The organism is Pseudooceanicola pacificus (assembly GCF_009789075.1).
Taxonomy (GTDB): domain Bacteria; phylum Pseudomonadota; class Alphaproteobacteria; order Rhodobacterales; family Rhodobacteraceae; genus Pseudooceanicola; species Pseudooceanicola pacificus.
Genome location: NZ_WNXQ01000002.1, coordinates 161,655 through 182,477 on the forward strand (window position 1 = coordinate 161,655; position 20,823 = coordinate 182,477).

The 20,823-nt window shown below is 66.9% G+C and carries 20 protein-coding genes; 11 read left to right on the top strand and 9 right to left on the bottom strand.

Annotated features, from left to right (window positions below; translation table 11 throughout):
* Positions 1–18: 18 nt before the first annotated feature.
* The 6 genes from GLS40_RS03830 to GLS40_RS03855 are packed head-to-tail and all read left to right on the top strand — an operon-like array spanning position 19 to position 5,544.
* The gene (locus GLS40_RS03830; RefSeq protein ID WP_160381380.1) at positions 19–798 is read left to right on the top strand and encodes an ABC transporter ATP-binding protein; all 780 of its coding nucleotides are present in this window, start codon (positions 19–21) and stop codon (positions 796–798) included.
* Positions 795–1,544 (top strand): ABC transporter permease, encoded by a 750-nt coding sequence (locus GLS40_RS03835; protein WP_160381382.1) that lies wholly within the window; start codon positions 795–797, stop codon positions 1,542–1,544. The genes GLS40_RS03830 and GLS40_RS03835 overlap by 4 nt, the downstream gene beginning before the upstream one ends.
* A gap of 14 nt (positions 1,545–1,558) precedes the next feature.
* Complete coding sequence (locus tag GLS40_RS03840; RefSeq protein ID WP_160381384.1) at positions 1,559–2,392, top strand: nucleoside phosphorylase; 834 nt, start codon at positions 1,559–1,561, stop codon at positions 2,390–2,392.
* Between the two features lie 8 nt (positions 2,393–2,400).
* Entirely contained in the window at positions 2,401–3,426 is a 1,026-nt protein-coding gene (locus GLS40_RS03845; RefSeq protein ID WP_160381385.1) for a translation initiation factor eIF-2B alpha/beta/delta subunit family protein, read from the top strand.
* Complete coding sequence (locus tag GLS40_RS03850) at positions 3,423–4,913, top strand: amidohydrolase family protein (RefSeq protein WP_160381387.1); 1,491 nt, start codon at positions 3,423–3,425, stop codon at positions 4,911–4,913. The genes GLS40_RS03845 and GLS40_RS03850 overlap by 4 nt, the downstream gene beginning before the upstream one ends.
* Positions 4,906–5,544 carry a class II aldolase/adducin family protein gene (locus tag GLS40_RS03855; protein ID WP_160381389.1) on the top strand — a complete coding sequence of 213 codons (639 nt, stop codon included), beginning with the start codon at positions 4,906–4,908 and terminating at the stop codon, positions 5,542–5,544. Before GLS40_RS03850 ends, GLS40_RS03855 begins: the two co-directional genes overlap by 8 nt.
* Before the next feature lie 61 nt (positions 5,545–5,605).
* Here the strand turns inward: GLS40_RS03855 and GLS40_RS03860 are convergent, their stop codons facing one another.
* From GLS40_RS03860 to GLS40_RS03900, 9 genes are all read right to left on the bottom strand, one after another.
* Positions 5,606–5,776, bottom strand: a complete 171-nt coding sequence (locus GLS40_RS03860) for a hypothetical protein (protein WP_160381391.1) — start codon at positions 5,774–5,776, stop codon at positions 5,606–5,608.
* A 7-nt stretch (positions 5,777–5,783) separates the two neighbouring features.
* Positions 5,784–6,704 (bottom strand): ABC transporter permease, encoded by a 921-nt coding sequence (locus GLS40_RS03865; protein ID WP_160381392.1) that lies wholly within the window; start codon positions 6,702–6,704, stop codon positions 5,784–5,786.
* Entirely contained in the window at positions 6,701–7,735 is a 1,035-nt protein-coding gene (locus tag GLS40_RS03870) for an ABC transporter permease (RefSeq protein ID WP_160381394.1), read from the bottom strand. The genes GLS40_RS03865 and GLS40_RS03870 overlap by 4 nt, the downstream gene beginning before the upstream one ends.
* Positions 7,732–9,261, bottom strand: coding sequence for an ABC transporter ATP-binding protein (locus GLS40_RS03875; protein WP_160381396.1), 1,530 nt, complete (start codon positions 9,259–9,261; stop codon positions 7,732–7,734). The genes GLS40_RS03870 and GLS40_RS03875 overlap by 4 nt, the downstream gene beginning before the upstream one ends.
* 1 nt (position 9,262) lies before the next feature.
* Positions 9,263–9,742, bottom strand: a complete 480-nt coding sequence (locus GLS40_RS03880) for a RidA family protein (protein WP_160381398.1) — start codon at positions 9,740–9,742, stop codon at positions 9,263–9,265.
* Complete coding sequence (locus tag GLS40_RS03885; protein WP_160381400.1) at positions 9,739–10,536, bottom strand: cysteine hydrolase family protein; 798 nt, start codon at positions 10,534–10,536, stop codon at positions 9,739–9,741. The genes GLS40_RS03880 and GLS40_RS03885 overlap by 4 nt, the downstream gene beginning before the upstream one ends.
* Entirely contained in the window at positions 10,536–11,597 is a 1,062-nt protein-coding gene (locus GLS40_RS03890) for a BMP family ABC transporter substrate-binding protein (protein ID WP_160381402.1), read from the bottom strand. The genes GLS40_RS03885 and GLS40_RS03890 overlap by 1 nt, the downstream gene beginning before the upstream one ends.
* A gap of 222 nt (positions 11,598–11,819) precedes the next feature.
* Positions 11,820–12,509, bottom strand: a complete 690-nt coding sequence (locus tag GLS40_RS03895; protein WP_160381403.1) for a TetR/AcrR family transcriptional regulator — start codon at positions 12,507–12,509, stop codon at positions 11,820–11,822.
* A gap of 812 nt (positions 12,510–13,321) precedes the next feature.
* The gene (locus GLS40_RS03900) at positions 13,322–14,971 is read right to left on the bottom strand and encodes an alpha/beta hydrolase fold domain-containing protein (RefSeq protein WP_160381405.1); all 1,650 of its coding nucleotides are present in this window, start codon (positions 14,969–14,971) and stop codon (positions 13,322–13,324) included.
* Positions 14,972–15,151: 180 nt separating this feature from the next.
* Between GLS40_RS03900 and GLS40_RS03905 the strand changes: the two genes are divergently transcribed.
* The 5 genes from GLS40_RS03905 to GLS40_RS03925 are packed head-to-tail and all read left to right on the top strand — an operon-like array spanning position 15,152 to position 20,817.
* Positions 15,152–16,057, top strand: coding sequence for a shikimate dehydrogenase (locus GLS40_RS03905; RefSeq protein WP_328598872.1), 906 nt, complete (start codon positions 15,152–15,154; stop codon positions 16,055–16,057).
* 15 nt (positions 16,058–16,072) lie between these two features.
* Positions 16,073–17,059, top strand: coding sequence for a TRAP transporter substrate-binding protein DctP (dctP, locus tag GLS40_RS03910; RefSeq protein ID WP_160381407.1), 987 nt, complete (start codon positions 16,073–16,075; stop codon positions 17,057–17,059).
* Between the two features lie 54 nt (positions 17,060–17,113).
* The gene (locus tag GLS40_RS03915; protein WP_160381409.1) at positions 17,114–17,635 is read left to right on the top strand and encodes a TRAP transporter small permease; all 522 of its coding nucleotides are present in this window, start codon (positions 17,114–17,116) and stop codon (positions 17,633–17,635) included.
* Entirely contained in the window at positions 17,628–18,923 is a 1,296-nt protein-coding gene (locus GLS40_RS03920; protein ID WP_160381411.1) for a TRAP transporter large permease, read from the top strand. The genes GLS40_RS03915 and GLS40_RS03920 overlap by 8 nt, the downstream gene beginning before the upstream one ends.
* A gap of 4 nt (positions 18,924–18,927) precedes the next feature.
* Positions 18,928–20,817, top strand: coding sequence for a bifunctional sugar phosphate isomerase/epimerase/4-hydroxyphenylpyruvate dioxygenase family protein (locus GLS40_RS03925; protein WP_160381412.1), 1,890 nt, complete (start codon positions 18,928–18,930; stop codon positions 20,815–20,817).
* The last annotated feature ends 6 nt before the right edge of the window (positions 20,818–20,823 follow it).

Genomic DNA, 20,823 nt, shown 5'->3' on the forward strand with positions numbered 1-20,823 from the left:
CCAGGAACGAGACAGACCATGACGAGTAATGCCTTCACCCTCGACGATGTCGGGGTGACTTTCGAAACGCCCGACGGGCCGCTGATCGCGGTCCAGGATGTGAAGATGGACGTGGAGAAAGGGCGCTTCGTCGTTCTGATCGGGCCCTCGGGATGCGGCAAATCCACCTTGCTGCGGGTCCTCTCGGACCTTCTGCCGGCATCTAAGGGCACCGCGCGGGTGTTCGGCGGCTCCGGTGCCCAGGCCCGCAAGGAACGCAGGCTTTCCTTCGTGTTCCAGGACGCGACGCTCCTTCCCTGGCGCAGCGTACTGGAGAATGTCCGCCTGCCGCTGCAGGTCGGTCGCTGGTCTCGGTTGAAGCGAGAGGCCAACGACCCGGCGGAGATGGTGCGCCTGGTCGGGCTGGAAGGACGCGAGAACGCCCTGCCGCACGAGCTTTCGGGCGGGCAACGCCAGCGCGTCGCCATCGCCCGGGCGCTGGTCACACGGCCCGACGTCCTGCTGATGGACGAGCCCTTCGGCGCCCTCGACGAGATTACGCGCGACCGCCTGAACGACGAACTCCTCCGTATCTGGCGCGAAACCGGGACCACGATCGTCTTCGTCACCCATTCCCTGTCCGAGGCCGCATTCCTCGGACAGACCGTGGTGGTGATGGCGGCCAAGCCTGGCCGCATTCTCGACGTCATCGAACTCGACGCGCGCAAACCCGGTAACGAGATCGACCGCACCGGCGAGGCCTTCTTCGGGATCACCTCGGATCTGCGTCACCTTCTGGAACGGGCGGACGCAGCATGAAGAACAGGTTCGAATGGCTCTGGCCGGTGGCCGGCTTCGTCTCGCTCATCGTCCTGTGGTGGGGTCTTATCGTTGTCCGGGACGTGCCCAAGTACATCGCCCCGAAACCGGGCGCTGTCTGGGCCTCGCTGGTCGACAACGCGTCGCTGCTGCTCGACAATCTCTGGCCGACGGCAACGGCGGCTCTGGGCGGGTTCATCATCGGCAACCTGATCGCCGTGATCCTTGCCACGATCTTCGTCCACTCGGCGAGGGCACGAAAGATGTACTTCCCGGTGGTGGTCGTCTTCAACACGATCCCGATCATCGCCCTGTCGCCGATCCTGATCCTGATCTTCGGCTTGACCCTGACGTCGAAGATGATCGTGGCGGCCATCATCTGCCTGTTTCCGACGCTGGTGAACATGCTGCGCGGTTTCGAATCCGTCTCGTCGTCGGAGCTGGAACTGATGCGCGTCATGTCGGCCTCCAGGACCGAGGTCTTCCTGCGCCTGCGCCTGCCGCGTTCGGTGCCCTTCCTCTTCGCGGCCCTGAAGATCGCGGCGACCTCTTGCGTGATCGGCGCGATCGTCTCGGAATGGATCGGCGCCGAAAAGGGCCTGGGTGTGCTGATCATCCAGACGACTTTCGACTACCGGACCGAGCTGCTCTACGCGGCCATCGCCGTCTCTTCGGCCCTCGCCCTCGTTCTCTTCATGGCCGTGACCTTGGCCGAACGTTTCCTCGTGCGCTGGCGCACCAATTAAGACCGGAGTTTTCCATGACCGACACGTCCCCCAAGCCGACGGCGACCAGCGGCGACATGAAACGGCTGCTGGCGCTCGAAGCGCTGGACATGCCGAAATACGTGCTGATGCCGGGCGATCCCGAACGCATCGACCTGATGGCCAGCCAGTGGAAGGATGCCCGGGTGATCCAGCTTCCCCGTGGCTACCGCGCGGCGTCGGGCACTTTCGACGGGCAGCGGATCGGCGCCATCTCGACCTCGATCGGCGCGCCGTCGCTTGAACTGGTGTTCACCGACATGGCCCGCCTCGGGGTGCATACCTATCTGCGCGTCGGCACCTGCGGAACACTGCGCGAGGACATCGCCACCAACAGCCTCATCATCAACGACAGCGCGGTGCGCCTGGACGGCACGACCAATTTCTACGCCCGGGCCGAATACCCGGCGACCGCGTCGCACGAGGTCACGATAGCCCTCTGCGAGGCCGTCCAGTCCCTGGGCGAACCGCTGCATGTCGGGACCGGCTGCACCTCAGGCTCGTTCCTGGCGGGGCAGGGCCGCCCCGGCCTCAACAACTTCCTGTCCGCCGAGGGCGAGAGGATATTTGCCGAGATGACGCAGCTCGGCGTGCTGAACTTCGAGATGGAAACATCCTCCCTCCTGACGCTCGCGCGGATCTTCGGTTTCCGGGCCGGGGCCGTGGTGTCGGTCATCGCCAACCGGATCACCGGGGTCTGGGGCGACGAAGGCGGCATCGAGAAGGCCTGCCTGGCAGGAGCCGGGGCGCTGGCGCGGCTGTCCCGCTGGGACGCGGCTGCCGCCGCCGCCGGGCGCAAGGTGCTGACCCTCTCGGACATGAAGTGCTGAGACGCGAAATGACACTGATTGAAACGATCCCCGAACCTACCCTCATGCGCGAAAGCGTGCTGATCGAGGCCGACCGCGTCCGTATTCTCGACCGCCGCATTTTCCCGCTCGAAAAGCAGTTCGTCGACTGCCCCGACGTGGAAAGCGTGGCACAGGCCATCGAGGCGATGGTGACGCAGAGCATGGGGCCCTTCCTGGCCGCCACCGCCGCCATGGTCCTCGCGGCCCGCGAGGCACAGGACCTGGCCCCGACAGGCCGGTGCGAGGCGATGCAGGTGGCAGCCAAGCGCCTGCGCGACACCCGCCCGACCAACAACGCCATCCGCGACGGTATGGCTGCCCTGCTGGACCAGATGCCCGCGCTGGCTGAAAACGCCGCATTCGGCGCCGCGACGGAGGAGGCCGTGCGCAGGCTCTGGGCCGACCGCCGCGCCCGCAGCGCGTCCCTGGGCGATGCCGCCGCCAGCCTCGTGCGGGACGGCGACACGATCCTGACCCATTGCTGGGGCGAAACCAGCATCATCGCCATGCTCGAATCCTGCCTGCGGAGCGGCAAGCGGGTCTCGGTCATCTGCACCGAGACGCGGCCCTACCTCCAGGGGTCGCGGCTGACGGCCCATTCCGTGGCCGAGATGGGCATCCCCACAACGGTCATCACCGACGGCATGGCGGCTCATGCGATGGCCAGCGGCATGGTCTCGCGGTTCATGACCGCTGCGGACCGGGTGACGCTTTCGGGCCATGTCTTCAACAAGGTCGGCACGTTCCAGATCGCCATCGCGGCCCGCGCCCTTGGCGTGCCCTTCGTCGCCATGGTCCAGGAGCCGGATCGCCTTGCGCCGGGTCCGGAGGACGTACGCAACGAGATGCGCGACGGCGAGGAGGTGCTGAATTGCCTCGGCCAGCGCACCGGCACGCCGCTGGCGAAAGGCTGGTATCCCGCCTTCGACGTCACCCCGCCCGAATATGTCTCTGCAGTTGCGACCAGCCGGGGGGTATTCTCTTCCTTCGCGCTGGAGCAGGTCTTCGCGTGACACGCCCCCTGCGCCTGAGCGGCGGCCGTGTCTGGACGGGAGAGGGGGGCGCGGCGCAGCTCTGCGACCTCCTCATCGCCGGCGACCGGGTCGAGGCTCTGCTCGATCCCGGTGCGCCGGGTCATCCCGACTGGCAGGTTGTCGATGCCGGCGGTTGCCTGATCCTGCCGCCCTTTTACAACGCGCATGTCCATGCCGGGTCGGCACTGGCGCGCGGCACCGAGGATTCCCTGCCGCTGGAGCTGTGGTCGTTCTGGGCCATCGGCATCGGCAGTGCCGCCTCCGAGGCCCAGTTCGAATGCGCCATGAAGCTGACCGCGATCGAGATGATCCGCGGCGGCATCGGCGGCTACACGGATCACGCGCCCCAGGCGCGCCGGGCAGGGATCGCCCTGCGTGTCCACCGTCAGAGCGGCATGCGGATCGGCTATGCCCCGTTCTTCGCCGACCTCTGGGACGAGGATATCCTCGACATCCCGGCCGACCGCGCGGTGCTGCGACGTCTCGGCCTGCCGGTCCCCGCGACGCCGGATGGCATCGGCCAGCTCTTCCGGGGCCTCGCCGCCGAGCTTGCGGGCAGCCGCGTCCATCTGCTCTTGGGTCCGAACGCGCCGCAGCGCAGTTCGGACCTGTTGCTCGATGCATGGGGCGCGCTGTCGGACGAACTCGGCATTGGCAGCCATACGCACCTGCTTGAGACATTTCCCCAGGCCGACCTCGCGGCGCGGCGCTGGCCGGGCGGGGTGCTCGACGCACTTCGGCAGCGCGGGCTGGCCGGGCCGGGCTTTTCCGGCGCCCATGCGATCTGGCTGACCGACCGGGATTACGCCGACATGGCGCAACGGGGCATGATGGCGGTGCACAACCCGCTGTCCAACCTCATGCTCGGTTCGGGACAGATGCGCCTGCGGGCGGCCCTGTCGGCCGGGGTACGGGTCGGGCTCGGCACCGATTGCTGCAACACCGCCGGGCGCTACGACATGTTCGAGACGATGCGCCACGCGCTGGTGAACGGCCGGACCCCGGGCAGCGACTTCACGACGTGGATCCGCCCGGAGGAGGTCCTGCGCGCTGCTGCCTGCGACGGCTGGGCCGCCCTCGGGCCGTCCGAGGAGCCCAGGCGCATCGCGCCCGGTGCCGCGGCCGACCTGCAGATCATCGACCGCAGAGGGCACGGCCTTGCCGGGACAGCTCCCGACGCGCGCGGCCTTGTCAGCCAGGGTCACGGCGGAGCGGTGCGCGACCTGATGATCGCGGGCGACTGGCTCATGCGCGACGGCGTGGTGCGGGTCTTCGACGAGGCTGCCGTGCTGAGCGAGGCCGCTGACGCTGCAGAAGCTCTGCGCCAGTCCAGCCGCGAAATCACCTCGGCCCTGCCAGGCCTCGTACCGGCCTACCTGGACTGGCAGTCCAGGCGCTTCGCCCCCGCGGCCTGTCCCGGTTGCGGCGGCCTTCATCCCCCGGCTGCAAGAGACGGAAATGACTGACCTCGTGAGTGAACGACAGCGCGTCATCGACACGGCGCGCGCCATGAATGCCTCCGGGCTGAACCGGGGCACCTCGGGCAATGTCAGCCTGCGCTGTGCCGGGGGGTTCCTGATCACACCCACGGGCATGGCCTATGATGGACTGACCCCCGAGGACATCGTGCTGGTCGCCATGGACGGCACCCCGCAGGGGACGCGCAAGCCATCCAGCGAATGGCGCTTTCACCGTGACATCCTGGCGGAGCGCCCGGACCTGAATGCGGTTGTCCATACCCACGCGACCCATTGCACCGCCGTTGCCATCCTCGGCGTGCCGATCCCCGCCTTGCACTATTCGATTGCCGCCGCGGGCGGCCACGACATCCGCTGTGCCCCCTACGAGATCTTCGGAAGCCAGGAACTGGCCGTTTCGGTCGTGGCGGCCCTGAAGGACCGTCGGGCCTGTCTGATGGCCCATCACGGCATGATCGCCTGCCACGCCACGCCCGAACGCGCCCTGGCGCTTGCCGGAACCATCGAGGAACTGGCCCGCCTCTACCTGCTCTGCCGCGCCGCCGGGGAGGTCCCGGTCCTCGCCCCCCAAGCGATGGCCGAGGTTCTGGAACGCTTCGGGACCTACGGGCAGCAGTAGCGAACGGGAGGGGGGCGGCGTCCGCCGTGCGTCAGGCCCGGGCGTTCGTCCCGAAGCGTGGTCAGTTCGCGACGCCGATGGGAAGCACGGCCTTGCCATTGATCCGGGGCGGACCTTCGCCGAAGTGTGACTGAATGGCAGCCAAGGGCCGGTCCTCGGGATCGTTGATTATGCCGTCGATCCCGAAGAAATGGCTCGCACCCAGGAAGCCGTCGATATGGAGCCGCAGCACGGCCGCGTCACTGGAACACCCGTTTCAAGTCGGCGGGCATGGCGGCGCCGGGCCTGAAGGTGATCTGGTTGGCAACCAGCGCAACCAGCACGACGGCGTAGGGGAGTGCCGACAAGACGTAGGACGACAGGTCTACCCCCATGGCCGGGAGCCGCAGCGCCGCGGTTTCCGCGAAACCGAACAGCAGGCAGACAGGCAGGACCAGGCGCGGGTTCCACCGCGCGACAATGACCAGCCCCACGGCGACAAGGCCGCGCCCCTTGGTGATCTCGTTGGCCCATGTCTGGGTGTAGTCGACCGAAAGCACCGCGCCGCCAAGTCCGGCAAGGCATCCTCCGACGAGGACTGCGGACAGGCGCGACAGGGTCGGCGACATGCCGTTTTCCGTGGCGATCAGGGCGGATTCCCCTGCCACGCGCCATGACAGGCCGGTGCGGGTGCGCTCCAGCCACCAGACCGCCGCCAGGACCAGCAGCACCGCGATCGGGGTCGCGACGCTCAACTGGCCCAGGCCCTTGCCAATGATCGGCAGGTCGGTCAGCCAGGTCCCGGCGAGGGAAGGCAGCGCCTCGACCTTGCCGCCGACGAAGGCTCGTCCGATGTAGGAGGTCAGGCCAAGCGCGAGCGTCCAGACCGCGATTCCCGCGGCCAGCTGGTTGGCGCGCGCTCCGAGGACCAGCGCCGCATGCAACGCGGCAAAGAGGAGCCCTGTCGCGGCCCCCGCCGCCATCCCGATCCAGGGATTTCCGGTGGCCATCGCCGCGCCGAACCCGGCGCAGGCCCCGCCCAGCATCGCCCCTTCGCAGCCAAGGTTGATGACCCCGGTGCGCTGGCCCAGCGTCTCGCCCAGCGTGACGAGGATCAGCGGCGTCGCATTGGTGAGCGAGGCTAAGCCCCAGACGAAGAAAAGGGTGGCGAGGTCCATCATGCGGTCCGCCTCTGAAGCAGTCCCGGCACGGCCAGGACGGTGACAAAAAGCAGCCCCTGCAGGATCACCGCCGAGGAGGCCGGGACCTTTGCGTAGAGTTGCAGCGCATCCCCGGCCGCCAGGAGCCCGCCGATCAGGATCGACACCAGCAGGATCGGCAGGAACCGGTGGCCGCAGAGCCAGGCCACGAGGAACCCGGTCAGGCCGTACCCGAGTGACAGCCCGGGTTGCAGCCGGCCCTGGATGGCGATCGCCTCGCCGATTCCGGCCAGTCCGGCCACCGCGCCGCCAAGGGCCATCAGCACGACCGCATGGCGCGGGAAGCTGAGGCCGAAGGTCTCGCCGACCTTGCGGTTCATCGCCAGGATGCGGACCCGTTCCGCGCGTATGCCGCGCGAGAAGGCCAGTGCACAGGCCAGTGCCAGAAGGGCCCCCAGCATAAGGCCCAGATGCAGCCTCGTGCCGGGCAGGACGGGCAGGTCGACGGCGTCGGGAAAGCGCGCCGTCGCCGGCCAGCCGAGGTTGACGGGATCGCGCCAGGGCCCGAAGACAAGCGCATTCACCATCAGGACGCCGATGTAGTTCATCACCAGCGTGGTGATCGTCTCGTTCACCGCGAGCCGCCCGCGCAGCCAGCCCGGGATCGCCCCCCAGAAGGCCCCGCCGCATGCGGCCGCCATGAGGGTCGCGGGCAGCAGGATCATCGCGGGCGCCCCCGGCATCGACAGCACCATCGCCGTGCCGAAGATCGCACCAAGGTGAAGCTGCCCCTCGGCCCCGACCGAGATCAGCCCCAGCCTGCCGGGGATCGCCGCCGCCAGCGCGCAGAGCAGGATCGGCGCGGCCTTCAGCAGCGTTTCCTCGCGGCTGAAACCGTCGCCGGCGGCAAAGAGGACGAGATCGGTCATCACCTTCAGCGGCGATTGCCCGATGGCGGCGAAGAATGCCGCGGCCACCGCAAAAAACACCAGTGCGGTCGTCAGGAGCACGGCGCTAAAGGGCCACGGTCTTGCGGTGCTGTCGATCCTCATGTCGGTCCTCCGGTCATCGACGCGCCCACCTCGGTCCGGGTCAGCCCGGGCGTGACCGGCCATTCCGCCATGATGCGCCCTTCGCGGATGACGGCGATCCGGTGGGCAAGCGCCAGCAGGTCGTCCAGCTCTTCGGAAATCCACAGCACGGCCGCACCGGCGGCCGCCGCCGCGACCATGCGGTCATAGACAAAGGCGGTGGCGGTGATATCGAGACCCATGGTCGGAAAGACCATCAGCAGCGCCTCGCGCGGCTCTCCGGTCTCGCGCGCGATGACAAGTTTCTGCACGTTCCCACCCGATAGCGTGCCGGCCGCGCGCGCGGGTTCCGGCGGGCGGACGTCGTATTCGGCCAAGCGCTGCGCCACCTCGCTCGACGTCATTCTCCGGCTTGCCCCCTTGCGTTCGGCGATGCTGCGCAGGGCGAGGTTCGTCTCAAGGCTCAGCCCGGCGACGATACCGTTTTCGCGCGGATTCTCGGGCACGTATCCGATGTGCAGCTTGCGGCGCGGATCGAGACGGCGGCGGCTGATCACGCTGCCGTCGAGCAGGACCTCGCCATCAGTCAAATCGCGGATACCGGCAACGCCTTCGGCCAGTGCCGTCTGGCCATTTCCGGTCACCCCGGCGATGCCAAGGATCTCGCCGCGGTGCACCGTCAGCGTGACGTCCCTGGCGTCCGAGGTCTGGTCCCCTGTCGACACCCTCCGCAACAGAAGCTGCGGGCGCGGCCGGGCGGGGAGGGGCGGTTTTTCGGGCAGTCCGCGGGGGTCGTCACCGCGCGCGGTCCTGCCCATCATCAGTGTCACGATCTCGGCCCGCGAAAGGGCTGCGGCGGATCCTTCGCCTTCGACCCGGCCCCTGCGCATGACGACGACGCGATCGGCGCAGGCTTCGACATCCGCAAGCTTGTGGGTGATCATGACCACGGCAACACCATCCGCCGCAATGGCGCGGATCAGGCCGTAGAGCCGTTCGGCCTCGGCCGGGGTCAGCACCGACGTCGGCTCGTCCAGGATCACCAGCCGCGCGTCGAGGTTCAGGACCTTGGCCAGTTCGACCAGCTGCTGCTCTCCCGTCGACAGAGTGCCGAGCCGCGCGTCGGGATTGATCCCCGGGGCAAGCTGGGACAGGTGTGCCAGCGCGCCGCGGACATTCCGCCCGCGCTTGCCCAGATACCAGGGCGTGCCCGGCCAGGCCATGGCGAGGTTGTCCCTGACCGAAAGCGCCGGCAGGAGGGAAAAGGTCTGGAACACCATCCCGATGCCCGCTGCCATCGCGTCCGCCGGGCGGGCAAAGGCGGCGGGCCGGCCGTGGATCAGAACCTCGCCGCCATCCGGCGGGTGGATGCCGTAGAGTGTTTTCATCAGTGTCGACTTGCCTGCGCCATTCTCGCCCAGCAGGGCCACCACCTCGCCACCGGCCACGTCGAAGCTGACGTCGTCGCAGGCGGCGAGCGTCCCGAAGCGCTTGGTCACGCCTCGGAAGGAGACCATCGGCACCGCCTCGGCCGGGGCGCCGGTCATGTCAGCGGACCGCGAATATTGCATCGACCTCGACCGCGGCATTCTGGGGCAGTGTCGCGACCCCGACCGCCGTGCGCGCGTGCGGTCCGATTTCGGGGCCGAAGACCTCGGCCATCAGATCCGATGCGCCGTTCACCACCTTCGGCACCAGCGGGAATTCGGGGTCGGCGTTCACGAAGCCGCCCAGCCTCAGGCAGGCCGTGACGCCGTTCAGCGAACCGCCCAGCGACAGGCGCAGCGCCGCGATCAGGTTGAGCCCGCAGATCCGTGCGGCCTTCTGCCCGGTCTCCAGGTCGTGGTCGCGGCCGATCTTGCCGGCGTAGATCATCGCGCCGTTCCATTCGCAGGTCTGCCCGGCGAGAAAGACAAGGTCGCCATGCCGTCGGAACGGCTGAAAATTTGCGATCGGGACCGGCACGGCGGGCAGCTCGATCCCGAGCTGGGCAAGGCGATTTTCGGGGGTCATGGTGAGTGTCGTCATTCCTTGGAAGCCAGCCCGTCGAGGATCGCCTGAGATCCGGTCACGAAGCCGAAGAGGAGCTTCACGTTGTAGAGCACAGCCTGAACGCAGTAGTCGGGCGAGGTCGTGGCCGTCGCGTCCTCGATCAGTATCGTGTCGTAGCCGAGGAAGGATGCATCTTCGAGCGTCGTCATCACGCACTGGTCCATGTTCACGCCGCCGATCAGCAGCGTCGTGATCCCGAGGTTGCGCAGCACGGCATCGGTTTCGCAGTCCCAGAAGGCGCTGAACCGGTGCTTGGTGATCTGGTGGTCGCCGTCGCCGGGGTCGATCTCGTCCACCACCCGGGCGCCCCAGCTGCCCTTGGCGATGATCTCGGACTTCGTGCCCGGGACCGGCTGGCCAAGGTCGGTTTCCAGACCTGTCGGGTTATGCGCATGCCGCAGCGAGGGGTGGATGTTGAGCAGGTCTTTGCGCACCCCCCAGTTCACCCAGACCACCGGCATGTCCTCGGCGTGGAAGGCGGCGATCAGCGCCTTCAGCGGCCCGATGGGCGCCCGGTTGGGGGTGATGTCGATGCCGCGCGAATGCATCCAGCCGCCTTCGGTGCAGAAGTCGTTCTGCATGTCGACGATCAGCAGGGCGGTTTTCGAGGCATCGACCGTGATGCTCTGCGGTTCGGCCGCAAGGGTCACTGGCCGGACCGGCCGGGCAGGGCGCGTCATGTCGACATGATCCGGCGTGACCTGCCAGGAGGTCGAAGGTGCCGCGCCCATGGGATGGGGCGCGGCGACGGGTGTCTTCCGGTCGGTCATCAGCTTGCGGACCCCGTGACGCCCTGGACCATGAAGCCCATGGATTCAATGGCTTCCATCTTCATCACGTCGCCGTCCGGCACGATGGTTTCGCCTGACTGCGTCACGATGGGGCCGGACCAGATGTCGAGCTCGCCCGAGAGGATCTTCGCCTTGGCGGCCAGCACCTCATCCACCACCTCCTGCGGGACCTTCGGGCCGAAGGGATCAAGCACGGCGTGGCCGCTCTTGAGGTCGCCGCGGACATGGCTGGGCGTCCAGGTGCCGTCCTGGATGGCCTGCACCTGTTCCACCATCATCGGGCCCCAGTTCCAGGACACGCCGGTCAGCCAGACATCGCCCGCCCGGTCCGAGACGTCGACGTCCTTGCCGACGATCATCGTGCCGGTCTTCTGCGCGGCCTCGGCGATGGTGATCGGGCTGTCGACCTGTTCGGCCACCACGTCGATCCCCTGGTCGGCAAAGGCGGCCACGGCGTCGGCCTCCTTCTGCGGCTCCCACCAGCCGCCGGTCCAGACCACGGTCATGGTCACGTCCGGATTGACCGACTGCGCACCCAGTGTGAAGGCGTTGATCGAGCGGAAGAGTTGCGGGATCTGGAAGGCGCCGATGAAGCCCAGCTTGTTCGACTTGGTCATCCGGCCCGCGACCATGCCGGCGAGGTACATGCCGTCATCGCTGTCGGCCCAGTAGGTGCCCACGTTGTCCGAGGTCTTCATCCCCCCGGCATGCAGGAACTTCACGTCCGGGTATTTCTCGCCCAGCTCGATGGCGTAATCGAGGTAGCCGTAACTTGTGGCGAAGATGATGCCGGTGTCCGACCGGATCATCCGTTCCATCACCCGGCTGACCTCGGCGGTTTCGGGAATGGCTTCGAAGACCTGTGTCTCCATGCCGGGAAAATCCTTCTCGACCTCGATTCGGCCGAGGTCCATCGACATGTTGTAGCCGTAGTCGGCGGCAGGCCCGACGTAGATGAACCCGACCTTGTTCATGTCCGGTTCGGCGAAGGCGGCAGTCCCCGTCACGAGAGCGACGGCAGTAAGAAGATGCGATTTCATGGTACGTCCCCGTGGATTGGATTTTAGTAATTGAACTGTTACTAAAGGGCGCATGGCCGGACGTCAGGGCAACAGAATTCGTCGCCCTCTCTGACCGAGGCAGGTCCTGGATTTTGGCCGCGGACGGCTGTTAATTCATTGAATAATTTCAGAAAAAATGCGCCTTTGGTGCATCGTCTCTCAAAACGGAAATTTCTGGGCGGCGACTAAAAAATAGTCAGATCAGCCCCGGTCGGCCGCGTTCATGGCCGCCTGAGCCGCTGTCGGGGCGAGAAAAGTCCGCAACATGTCCCGCGACAGCCTGCGGTGTTCGGCGCGCCAGGCGCTGTCGGTCAGGTCCTGATTCCAGATCGCGGAAAGGGTCGGCGCGTTCGACAGGTGGAAATAGCTGAGCGCCACCATCATCACGTAGACATGCAGCGGATCGAGCCCCGCGCGCACGCTCCCCTCGGCCTCGCCCCGGCGCAGCAGGTCGCGGATTTGCCCCACGACCGGGGAGGCGACCATCGGTGTCGCTTCGGATTTCCGGAGGTAGGCGGCGCCCATCAGGTTTTCCGCCGACAACAGCCTGACCAGTTCCGGGTGCCGCTCGAAATGGCCCGAGGTGAAATCGAACATCGTCAGCAACCCGTCCAGCGGCGGCGTCACGCTCAGGTCCAGCTTGAGCTCTTCCATCCGCAGCCCGCCCAGCACATGATCCAGCGCGGCGACGTAAAGCCCCTCCTTGTCGCCGAAGTAGTGGTAGATCATCCGGTTGCCGACATCCGCATCGCGCGAGATCGCCTCGGTCTTGGCCCCGTTGAACCCGCCCTGCGCAAAGTGCTCGATCGCGGAAAGCAGTATCCGCTCCCGCGTCTCGGCTGTGTTCTTGGCACGCGGCCCGGTCGGAGGCCCGATCTTCTTCTTTCCCACGGCGGCGGTTCCCAGGATGGCGGACGGGGCTTCAGCAATAGTCACAACGCGACAGGATGAGAACCCCGGTAACGGTTCCGGCTGCGAATGTCGCCGCCCGGGGTATCCTGCGCGATAGGGTCGAAGACGCCGCCGACCGACGTCAGCCAAATTGTCCCGGGGCAGGGATATGGCGTCGTCCCGGCGCGGACCTGAGAGGTCAGCAATGCCACCGCGCCGCCGCCGGTGCTGGTGAGCCGCCGGTTTGCCGCGAAAACCGCGCGCCGGCGGATGATATCTCGGGTAGCGGTCAGGGGCATTCGAATGCGTGGTCATCAGCACCGGCCTGTCTGAGGCCGCGACCCTGGCGCGATGGGCGCCCCGGCCGAACCGGACCCACTGCCCGACGGATGACGGATTGCCCGACATCAGCCGCCCCTCGACCGACTGCAGCCTGCGATGGGCCGAGACGACCTGCGCTTTCCAGCCACGCCATCCAAGCCTTAAGGAGCGTCGCATTGCATGGCCCTTCAGCCGCAGGCGCAGCCCGGGAGGAGCTAGCCGCGCATGATGTCGAAGCGGAGGCGACGCAGACCGGAGTCACCGACGGAGTCGCCCTCCCTTGCAACAACGCGCGGCTTCGGAGTCGTCTGGCCCTCTCAAGTCGCCATCGCATTCGTCCTGCGGCTGACATTGTCCGAAGGCCTATGAGCGGGGTCCCGTATTCAACCCTGTCACCGGACATCGCCCCCGGGACGCCGGTGACGGATGCTGTGCCGGGGCCTTGTGCGGACGGCCCCGGGTGCGGGCCGGACCGCCGATCCGTTTGCGGTTCAAGCTGCGGAGACCCCTTTCAGCCAGGCGCACATGTCGCGCAGCCGGTCTTCGCTGTCGGCGCAGTATTCCATCGCCCGGAGGTAGCCGTGGATCAGCCCGTCGCCGCCGTGCGTCGTGACCGGCACGCCGTCCGCCGCCAGCTTCTTTGCATAGGCCAGGCCGCTGTCGCGCAGCGGATCGTACTGCGCCACCGCCACGTAGGCCGGCGGCAGGCCGGCGTGGGTGTCGGCGGCCAGAGGGGCGATGCGCGGATCGGTTCGCAATTGATCCACATCCGCACAATAGAGCGCGTTGGTCGCGGCCATTCCCGCGACCTTGAGCAGCGGGCCCTCGGCATTCTCGGCATAGGAGGGACGGCTGCGGTCGAAATCGCAGGCCGGGTAGATCAGGAGCTGAGCACAGAGCGGCACCCCCTCGTCCCGGCAGGCGAGGGCCACGACGGCGGCGAGGTTGCCGCCGGCGCTGTCACCGCCGATGGCGATCCGTTCCGGGTTGATCCCCAGGGTCGCGGCCTCGTCCCGGGCCCATTTCGCCACCGCCAAGACCTGCAGAAAGGCGGCGGGAAAGGGGTGTTCGGGGGCAAGCGCATAGTCGACCGAAATCACGGTCTGCCGGTTCCAGGCCGCGATCCGGGCGGTGATGTCCCAATGGGTTTCGGGGCTGCCCTGCATCCAGGCGCCGCCATGCATATAGATCAGCGCGGGCTGGGTGCCGCCGTCCGAATGGCGGAAGATGCGCACGCGGACCGGGCCGCCGTCGCTGTCGATCCAGTGTTCCTCGTCGGTCTCCACTTCCGGCGGTGTCGGCAGGCGCATGTCGCGGGCGATGCCCTCGAAATGAAGGCGGCGGTCGGCGGCCGTCGCGTCGGGCCCGAGGGTGGACCACTTGTCCTCCCACACTTCGAGGAACCGGAAGATGTCCGGGTTGATCATGCGTGCCTCCTCCCTTGGTCGTGGCAATCCGCTTTCGGCGGAGAGACCCGGTTTCATCACCAGGCCCAGGATCATGTCGCCGACGTGACGGCGCAGCATGTGCTGGCCGCGCTCCGAGAACAGCTCGTCGCCGAAGATTTTCGAGAAAGTCGCGCGGTTCGAGACGTTGAAGACCGAGACCGCCGAGATGTGCCAGTGCAGTTCCAGCGCGGTCAGGCCACGGCGGAAGAATCCGTCCTCGACGCCGCGCCGGTAGATGTCTTCGAGCAGCCGGATGACCGAGGAGTTCTGCCCCGCGATCGCGTCCGATCCGGACATGTGCCCGGCCTCGTGCACGTTCTCGATCATCACGAGGCGCACGAAATCGGGGTTGTGGCGGTGATGGTCGAAGGTGAATTCCGCCAGCTGCCTGAGCGCCGCGACCGGGTCGAGCGCGCCCAGGTCAAGCGCGTCCTCGCGGTGGCGCATCCGGCTGTAGGCATCTTCGAGGACGGCGCGGTAGAGGTTCTGCTTGTCGCCGAAATAGTAGTAGATCATCCGCTTCGAGGTACGGGTACGGGCCGCGATCTCGTCGATCCGGGCGCCTGACAGCCCCTGTGCCGCAAAGACCTCGCGCGCGACCTGCAGGATGTTGCTGCGTACGGCGTCCGGGTCCTGCTTCCAGCCGCGCCGCTGGGTGTCGCCCGAGCCATCGCCCGACATTGCCTCGCCCATCGTCTCCTCCCTGTCACCCGGTTCGGAGGCGTTTGATAGCGCATTTCCGGACGGAGCGATATCGCGGCGTTTCTGATTTTGAACTGTCGCGAACAATTGGTTGACACAATTAACCGCATGGAACAATCTCGCGTCAAGACCGCATCGTCGGAGGGGCGATGCAAGGGAGGAGACGTTCAGGTGCCGCAGGACGCGACAGCCGGAGTGACCGTGGACCGCAATACGCCGGTGCGCATTGGCCTGCTGGGGCAGGGCATTGCCGCATCGCGGACCCCGCGGATGCACATGGCCGCGGCCGAGGCGCTCGGCCTGACCTACGATTACCGGCTTATCGATTCGCAGCGGCGCGAACTGCCCGGCGACGCGCGCGCGATCCTCGACATGCTTGAGGCCAAGGGGTTCAGCGGGCTCAACGTGACCTATCCGTTCAAGCGCGCGGTGATCTCCGCGATCGACGTCCTGTCCGATGCCGCGCGCAATGTCGGCGCGGTGAACACGGTGGTGTTCCGGGACGGCAAGCGCTTCGGGCACAACACCGATCACTGGGGCTTTGGCGAAAGCCTGCGGCAGGGGCTGCCCGATGCGCCGCTGGACCGCGTGGTGCTGATCGGCGCGGGCGGGGCAGGCGGGGCGGTGGCCCATGCGCTGCTCGACGCCGGTGTCGGCACGCTGATGGTGGCCGACCTCAGCGCGGCGATGGCCCGCGACCTCTCCGCGGCCCTGGCTGACCGCTACGGGGCCGGGCGGGCCGAGGCGGTGACGGACCTCCCGGCTGCCATCGCCTCGGCCGACGGGATGGTCAACGCGACGCCCGTGGGGATGGACAAGCATCCCGGCATGCCGGTTGCGGCGTCCGATCTGCGGCCCGACATCTGGGTCGGCGACATCGTCTATTTCCCGCTTGAAACCGAACTGCTGCGCACCGCGCGCGCCCTCGGCTGCCGCGTGCTGCCCGGTTCGGGCATGGCGCTCTATCAGGCGGCGCGGGCGTTCCGGCTTTTCACCGGGCTGGAACCGGATACCGGACGGATGTGGGAGGCATTCCGTTCATTCGACCCGGGACGCGACAGCGCCCCGTTTGCATAACCAGGGAGGAACCACATGAAACATCTCACACTGACCTCGGCCCTTTGCGGTGCGCTGGTCCTGTCCGGACTGACGGCCGGACCGACGAGCGCGCAGGAAAAGGTCGAGCTGATCTATTCCGACACGGTGCAGGAGACCGACCGCCGGTCCACCATCCTGCGCGAGGTCTTCTCGACCTGTCTCGGCGACGGGTTCGAGTTCAAGCCCTACTTCGGCGCGACCCTCTTCAAGCAGGGCACCGAACTGACCGCGATGCAGCGCGGCAACCTCGACATGGGTGCGCTGGCGATCTTCGACTTCTACAATCAGGTGCCGGAGGCCTCGATCCTCGGCACGGCCTACCTTTTCCGTGACTACGACCACCTGCGCGCGGTCTACGACGGCGACGTGCTGGACGATCTGGTCGCCAAGATGGAGGAGACCACCAACATCAAGGTGCTGGCCTGGCCCTACATCGGCACCCGCCACGTGAACATCCGCGGCGACAAGAAGGTGATGACCCCCGCCGACCTCGATGGCGTGAAGCTCAGGATGCCGGGCGGCGAGGGCTGGCAGTTCGTCGGTGAGGCGCTTGGCGCGAACCCGACGCCGCTGGCCTTCACCGAGGTCTACACCGCCCTGCAAACGGGCGCCGTGGACGGGCAGGACAACCCGCTGCCCGCGGACAAGCAGATGAAGTTCTACGAGGTGACCAACCAGATCATCCTGACCGGCCACCTGATTTCCGCGAATGTCTTCACGATCTCCCGCCAGAAGTGGGAGTCGATGACCGAAGCGCAGCAGGCCAAGGTGCAGGAGTGTTCCATCGAGTTCCAGAAAGCGCTCGACGCCAGCACGATCCAGCAGGAAGCCGAGCTTGTCGAATTCTTCAAGGGTGAGGGGCTGAGCGTCTACGAACCCGACAAGAAGGCGTTCCGGGACCACGTTCTGGAGGTCTTCCGGAATTCCAAGTTCTCGAAAGACTGGCCCGAAGGGCTGCTCGAAAAGATCAACGAGCTGTGACGAACCCGGGGACCCGGACGGACCGGGTCCCCTCCTGACCGACGCGGGGGCAGAATGAACCGCCTGAACTCCATATTCGACTGGCTCGCCCGGCGCGCGGAAAATTTCCTTGCGCTGATCCTGGGCGCTCTGTTCATGAGCTTCCTGATCCAGATCGTGTTCCGCTACCTGCTGAACCTGCCGCTTGGCTGGACGGTGGAGTTCGTCTCCATCGCCTGGCTCTGGGGCATCCTCTTCGGCTACGCCTTCGTGGTCCGGGAATCCGACGTGATCCGGCTCGACATCATCTACGCCGCGCTGCCCCGCTGGGCCCGGCGGGCACTGGATGTCATCACCGGCACGATCTGCGCCGGCATCTTCATCTGGTCGATCCCGCCGGTCTGGGACTACGTCCAGTTCATGGCGATCGAAAAGACCGCCTACATGAAACTCCCCTTCGACTGGGTCTTCGCCATCTACATGCCCTTCATGATCTCGGTGATCATCCGCTGCGGGATCAGCATCTGGCGCGGCATCACCGGTTCCGGGCCGGACTTCAACACGCCGCAATCGGCGGGAACCCACGATTATGATTGATCCGTTCACCGCCGCGATCCTGCTGATCGCATTCCTCGCCTTCGGCGGGCTCTCGATGGGCCTTGCGATGATCTGCGGCTCGACCGTCTACCTTGCCCTGCGCGGGTTCGATCCCTCGATCGCCGCCGAGACCCTGCTGCAGGGGCTGTTCAACAGCTACACGCTGCTGGCGATCCCGCTTTTCATCCTTGCCGCCGACATCATGAACATCGGCTCTCTTGCCGACCGTCTGCTGCGCTTCAGCCAGGCGCTGGTGGGCCGGTTCAAGGGCGGGCTGGGCCATGTCAACGTGGTCTCGTCGCTGATCTTTTCCGGCATGTCGGGCTCGGCCGTCGCGGATGCGGTCGGCATGGGCAAGATCATCATCAACATGATGACGAAGGACGGGAAATACACCGCCTCCTACGCCGCCGCGATCACCGCCGCCTCGGCCACCATCGGGCCGATCATCCCGCCGTCGATCCCGATGGTGCTCTATGCGCTCGTCTCGGACCAGTCGGTCGGATACCTCTTCGCCGCCGGGATGCTGCCGGGGCTGCTGATGGGCGTCGTGCTGATGGTGATGAACTTCATCATCGCGCACCGGCGCAATTTCGACGTGGACGAGGTGATCCCCCTCAAGGCGATGCCGGGCGTGACCTTTCGCGCGATCCCGGCGCTGCTGCTGCCGGTCATCCTGCTGGGCGGGATCTACGGCGGGGTGATGACCCCGACCGAGGCGGCTGCCGTCGCGGCCTTCTACGCGCTGGCGATTTCCGTGATCTTCTACCGCTCCGTCAGCCTGCGGCAGTTCTACGTCACGCTGCTCTCCTCGGCCCGCTCGACGGCCACGGTGGGTATCCTGATCGCGGGCGCGCTGACCTTCCAGTACGTCGTCACGCGCGAGAACGTGCCGGATTCCCTTGCGGCCTTCCTTGGTCAATACGACCTCTCGCCGACCGGATTCCTGATCGCGATCAACGTGCTGTTCCTGCTCCTCGGCTGCATCCTGGAATCCGGGGCGATCCTGCTGATCATCGTGCCGATCTTCATCCCGACCGCGCAGGCGCTCGGCATCGACCTGGTGCATTTCGGGGTGATCTGCGTGGTGAACGCCATGCTGGGGCTGATCACGCCGCCTTACGGGCTGCTGCTTTTCATCGTGTCCTCGATCACCAAGGAACCCCTGGGCAAGATCGTGAAGGACCTGCTGCCCTTCCTGCTCGCGCTGTTCGTGGCGCTCGCGGTGATCACCTTCGTGCCGGACTTCGTCCTCTGGCTGCCGCGCCTGCTGGGCTACAAGGGGTAGGCCGATGAGGACCTCGATCGCCACCGTCTGCATCGCCGGAGACCTGCGCGAGAAACTCGCCGCCATCGCGGCGGCGGGGTTCGACGGGATCGAAATCTTCGAGCAGGATTTCATCACCTTCGACGCCTCCCCGCGCGAGGTCGGCGCAATGGTGCGGGACCACGGGCTGGAGATCTCCTTGTTCCAGCCGTTCCGCGATTTCGAGGGACTGCCGGAGCCGGAGCGCGCCCGCGCCTTCGACCGGATGGAACGCAAGTTCGACCTGATGCAGGAACTGGGCACCGACCTGGTGCTGGTCTGTTCCTCGGTCCATCCCAAGGCGCTCGGCGGGGTCGACCGGATGGCGGGGGACTTTCGCGACCTTGGAGAACGCGCCGCAAGGCGCGGCCTGCGCGTCGGGTACGAGGCCCTGGCCTGGGGCAAGAATGTCTGGGACCACCGCGACGCCTGGGAGGTGGTGCGCCGTGCCGACCATCCGAATATCGGGCTGATCGTCGACAGCTTCCACACGCTCGGCCGCAAGATCGACCCGGACACGATCCGCTCGATCCCCGGCGACAAGATCTTCTTCGTCCAGCTCGCCGACGCGCCGATGATCGAGATGGACCTGCTTTACTGGTCCCGCCACTTCCGCAACATGCCGGGCGAGGGTGACCTTGACGTGACCCGCTTCACCCGCGCGGTCGCGGCAACCGGCTATGACGGCCCCTTCAGCCTGGAGGTCTTCAACGACCAGTTCCGCGGCGGCTCTCCCCGCGCCATCGCGCTCGACGGGCACCGGTCGCTGGTCTACCTGCTGGACCAGGTGAAACGCGCCGAGCCTGACATCGCGGTCGAGGTCCCCGATATCCCGCCGCGTATCAGGCCCGAGGGCGTGGCCTTCATCGAGTTCGCCGCGAACGAGGACGAGGCGGCCTTGCTGCGCGCGCTGCTCGCCTCGCTTGGCTTCCGGCTGGCGGGCAAGCATATCGCCAAGCAGGTCGAGGTCTGGCAACAGGGCGAGATCCGGATCGTGGTGAACACCGATCCCGAGGGCTTCGCCCACACCGCCCATATCGCGCACGGGCTGAACATCTGCGACGTCGGCCTTACGGTGGAAAGCGCCCAGGCCACGGTCGAGCGCGCCGCCGCGCTTGGGGCCACGCCGTTCCGCCAGCCGGTCGGGCCGGGCGAGCTGGAGATCCCGGCGATCCGCGGTGTGGGCAGCGGGCTCCTGCACTTCATCGACCGTCAGAGCAACCTCAACGACGTCTGGAAGATCGAGTTCACGCCGGTCGAGCGCGAAGGCGCACCGGAGGGCGGGCTGACCCGGATCGACCATATCGCCCAGACGATGAACTACGAGGAGATGCTGACCTGGTCGCTGTTCTACATCTCGCTGTTCGAGACCGAGAAGCTGGCCACCGTGGACGTGGTGGACCCGGGCGGGCTGGTCCGGTCGCAGGCGCTGGAATCGCCTGACGGCGCGCTTCGGGTGACGCTGAACGGCGCCGAGACGCACCGGACCTTCGCGGGCCGTTTCATCGCCGACAGCTTCGGCTCCTCGGTCCAGCACGTGGCCTTCGCGACCGACGACATCTTCGCCACGGCCGCCGCGCTGAAGGACAGCGGGTTCGCGGGGCTGCCGGTGCCCGAAAACTATTACGACGACCTGTCCGCCCGGCTGGGGCTGGAGGCGGCGTTCGTGGACCGGCTGCGCGAGGCGAACATCCTCTACGACCAGGATGCCGGGGGCGCCTTCTATCAGATGTATTCCCGAACCTTCGGTGACGGGATCTTCTTCGAGATCGTGCAGCGCGAAAACGGCTATGGCGGCTACGGCGCGCCGAACGCCCCGTTCCGGATCGCGGCGCAGCGGCGGCTGGGGCCTGCGCCCGGCATGCCGAAGTTCTGAGGGGGG

What these genes read in the sequence shown, in the direction of transcription:
- GLS40_RS03830 (WP_160381380.1), top strand. Translation starts at nt 19, where the DNA reads ATGACGAGTAATGCCTTCACCCTCGACGATGTCGGGGTGACTTTCGAA.
- GLS40_RS03835 (WP_160381382.1), top strand. Translation starts at nt 795, where the DNA reads ATGAAGAACAGGTTCGAATGGCTCTGGCCGGTGGCCGGCTTCGTCTCG.
- GLS40_RS03840 (WP_160381384.1), top strand. Translation starts at nt 1,559, where the DNA reads ATGACCGACACGTCCCCCAAGCCGACGGCGACCAGCGGCGACATGAAA.
- GLS40_RS03845 (WP_160381385.1), top strand. Translation starts at nt 2,401, where the DNA reads ATGACACTGATTGAAACGATCCCCGAACCTACCCTCATGCGCGAAAGC.
- GLS40_RS03855 (WP_160381389.1), top strand. Translation starts at nt 4,906, where the DNA reads ATGACTGACCTCGTGAGTGAACGACAGCGCGTCATCGACACGGCGCGC.
- GLS40_RS03865 (WP_160381392.1), bottom strand. Translation starts at nt 6,704, where the DNA reads ATGATGGACCTCGCCACCCTTTTCTTCGTCTGGGGCTTAGCCTCGCTC.
- GLS40_RS03870 (WP_160381394.1), bottom strand. Translation starts at nt 7,735, where the DNA reads ATGAGGATCGACAGCACCGCAAGACCGTGGCCCTTTAGCGCCGTGCTC.
- GLS40_RS03875 (WP_160381396.1), bottom strand. Translation starts at nt 9,261, where the DNA reads ATGACCGGCGCCCCGGCCGAGGCGGTGCCGATGGTCTCCTTCCGAGGC.
- GLS40_RS03880 (WP_160381398.1), bottom strand. Translation starts at nt 9,742, where the DNA reads ATGACGACACTCACCATGACCCCCGAAAATCGCCTTGCCCAGCTCGGG.
- GLS40_RS03885 (WP_160381400.1), bottom strand. Translation starts at nt 10,536, where the DNA reads ATGACCGACCGGAAGACACCCGTCGCCGCGCCCCATCCCATGGGCGCG.
- GLS40_RS03890 (WP_160381402.1), bottom strand. Translation starts at nt 11,597, where the DNA reads ATGAAATCGCATCTTCTTACTGCCGTCGCTCTCGTGACGGGGACTGCC.
- GLS40_RS03900 (WP_160381405.1), bottom strand. Translation starts at nt 14,971, where the DNA reads ATGGGCGAGGCAATGTCGGGCGATGGCTCGGGCGACACCCAGCGGCGC.
- dctP (WP_160381407.1), top strand. Translation starts at nt 16,073, where the DNA reads ATGAAACATCTCACACTGACCTCGGCCCTTTGCGGTGCGCTGGTCCTG.
- GLS40_RS03915 (WP_160381409.1), top strand. Translation starts at nt 17,114, where the DNA reads ATGAACCGCCTGAACTCCATATTCGACTGGCTCGCCCGGCGCGCGGAA.
- GLS40_RS03920 (WP_160381411.1), top strand. Translation starts at nt 17,628, where the DNA reads ATGATTGATCCGTTCACCGCCGCGATCCTGCTGATCGCATTCCTCGCC.
- GLS40_RS03925 (WP_160381412.1), top strand. Translation starts at nt 18,928, where the DNA reads ATGAGGACCTCGATCGCCACCGTCTGCATCGCCGGAGACCTGCGCGAG.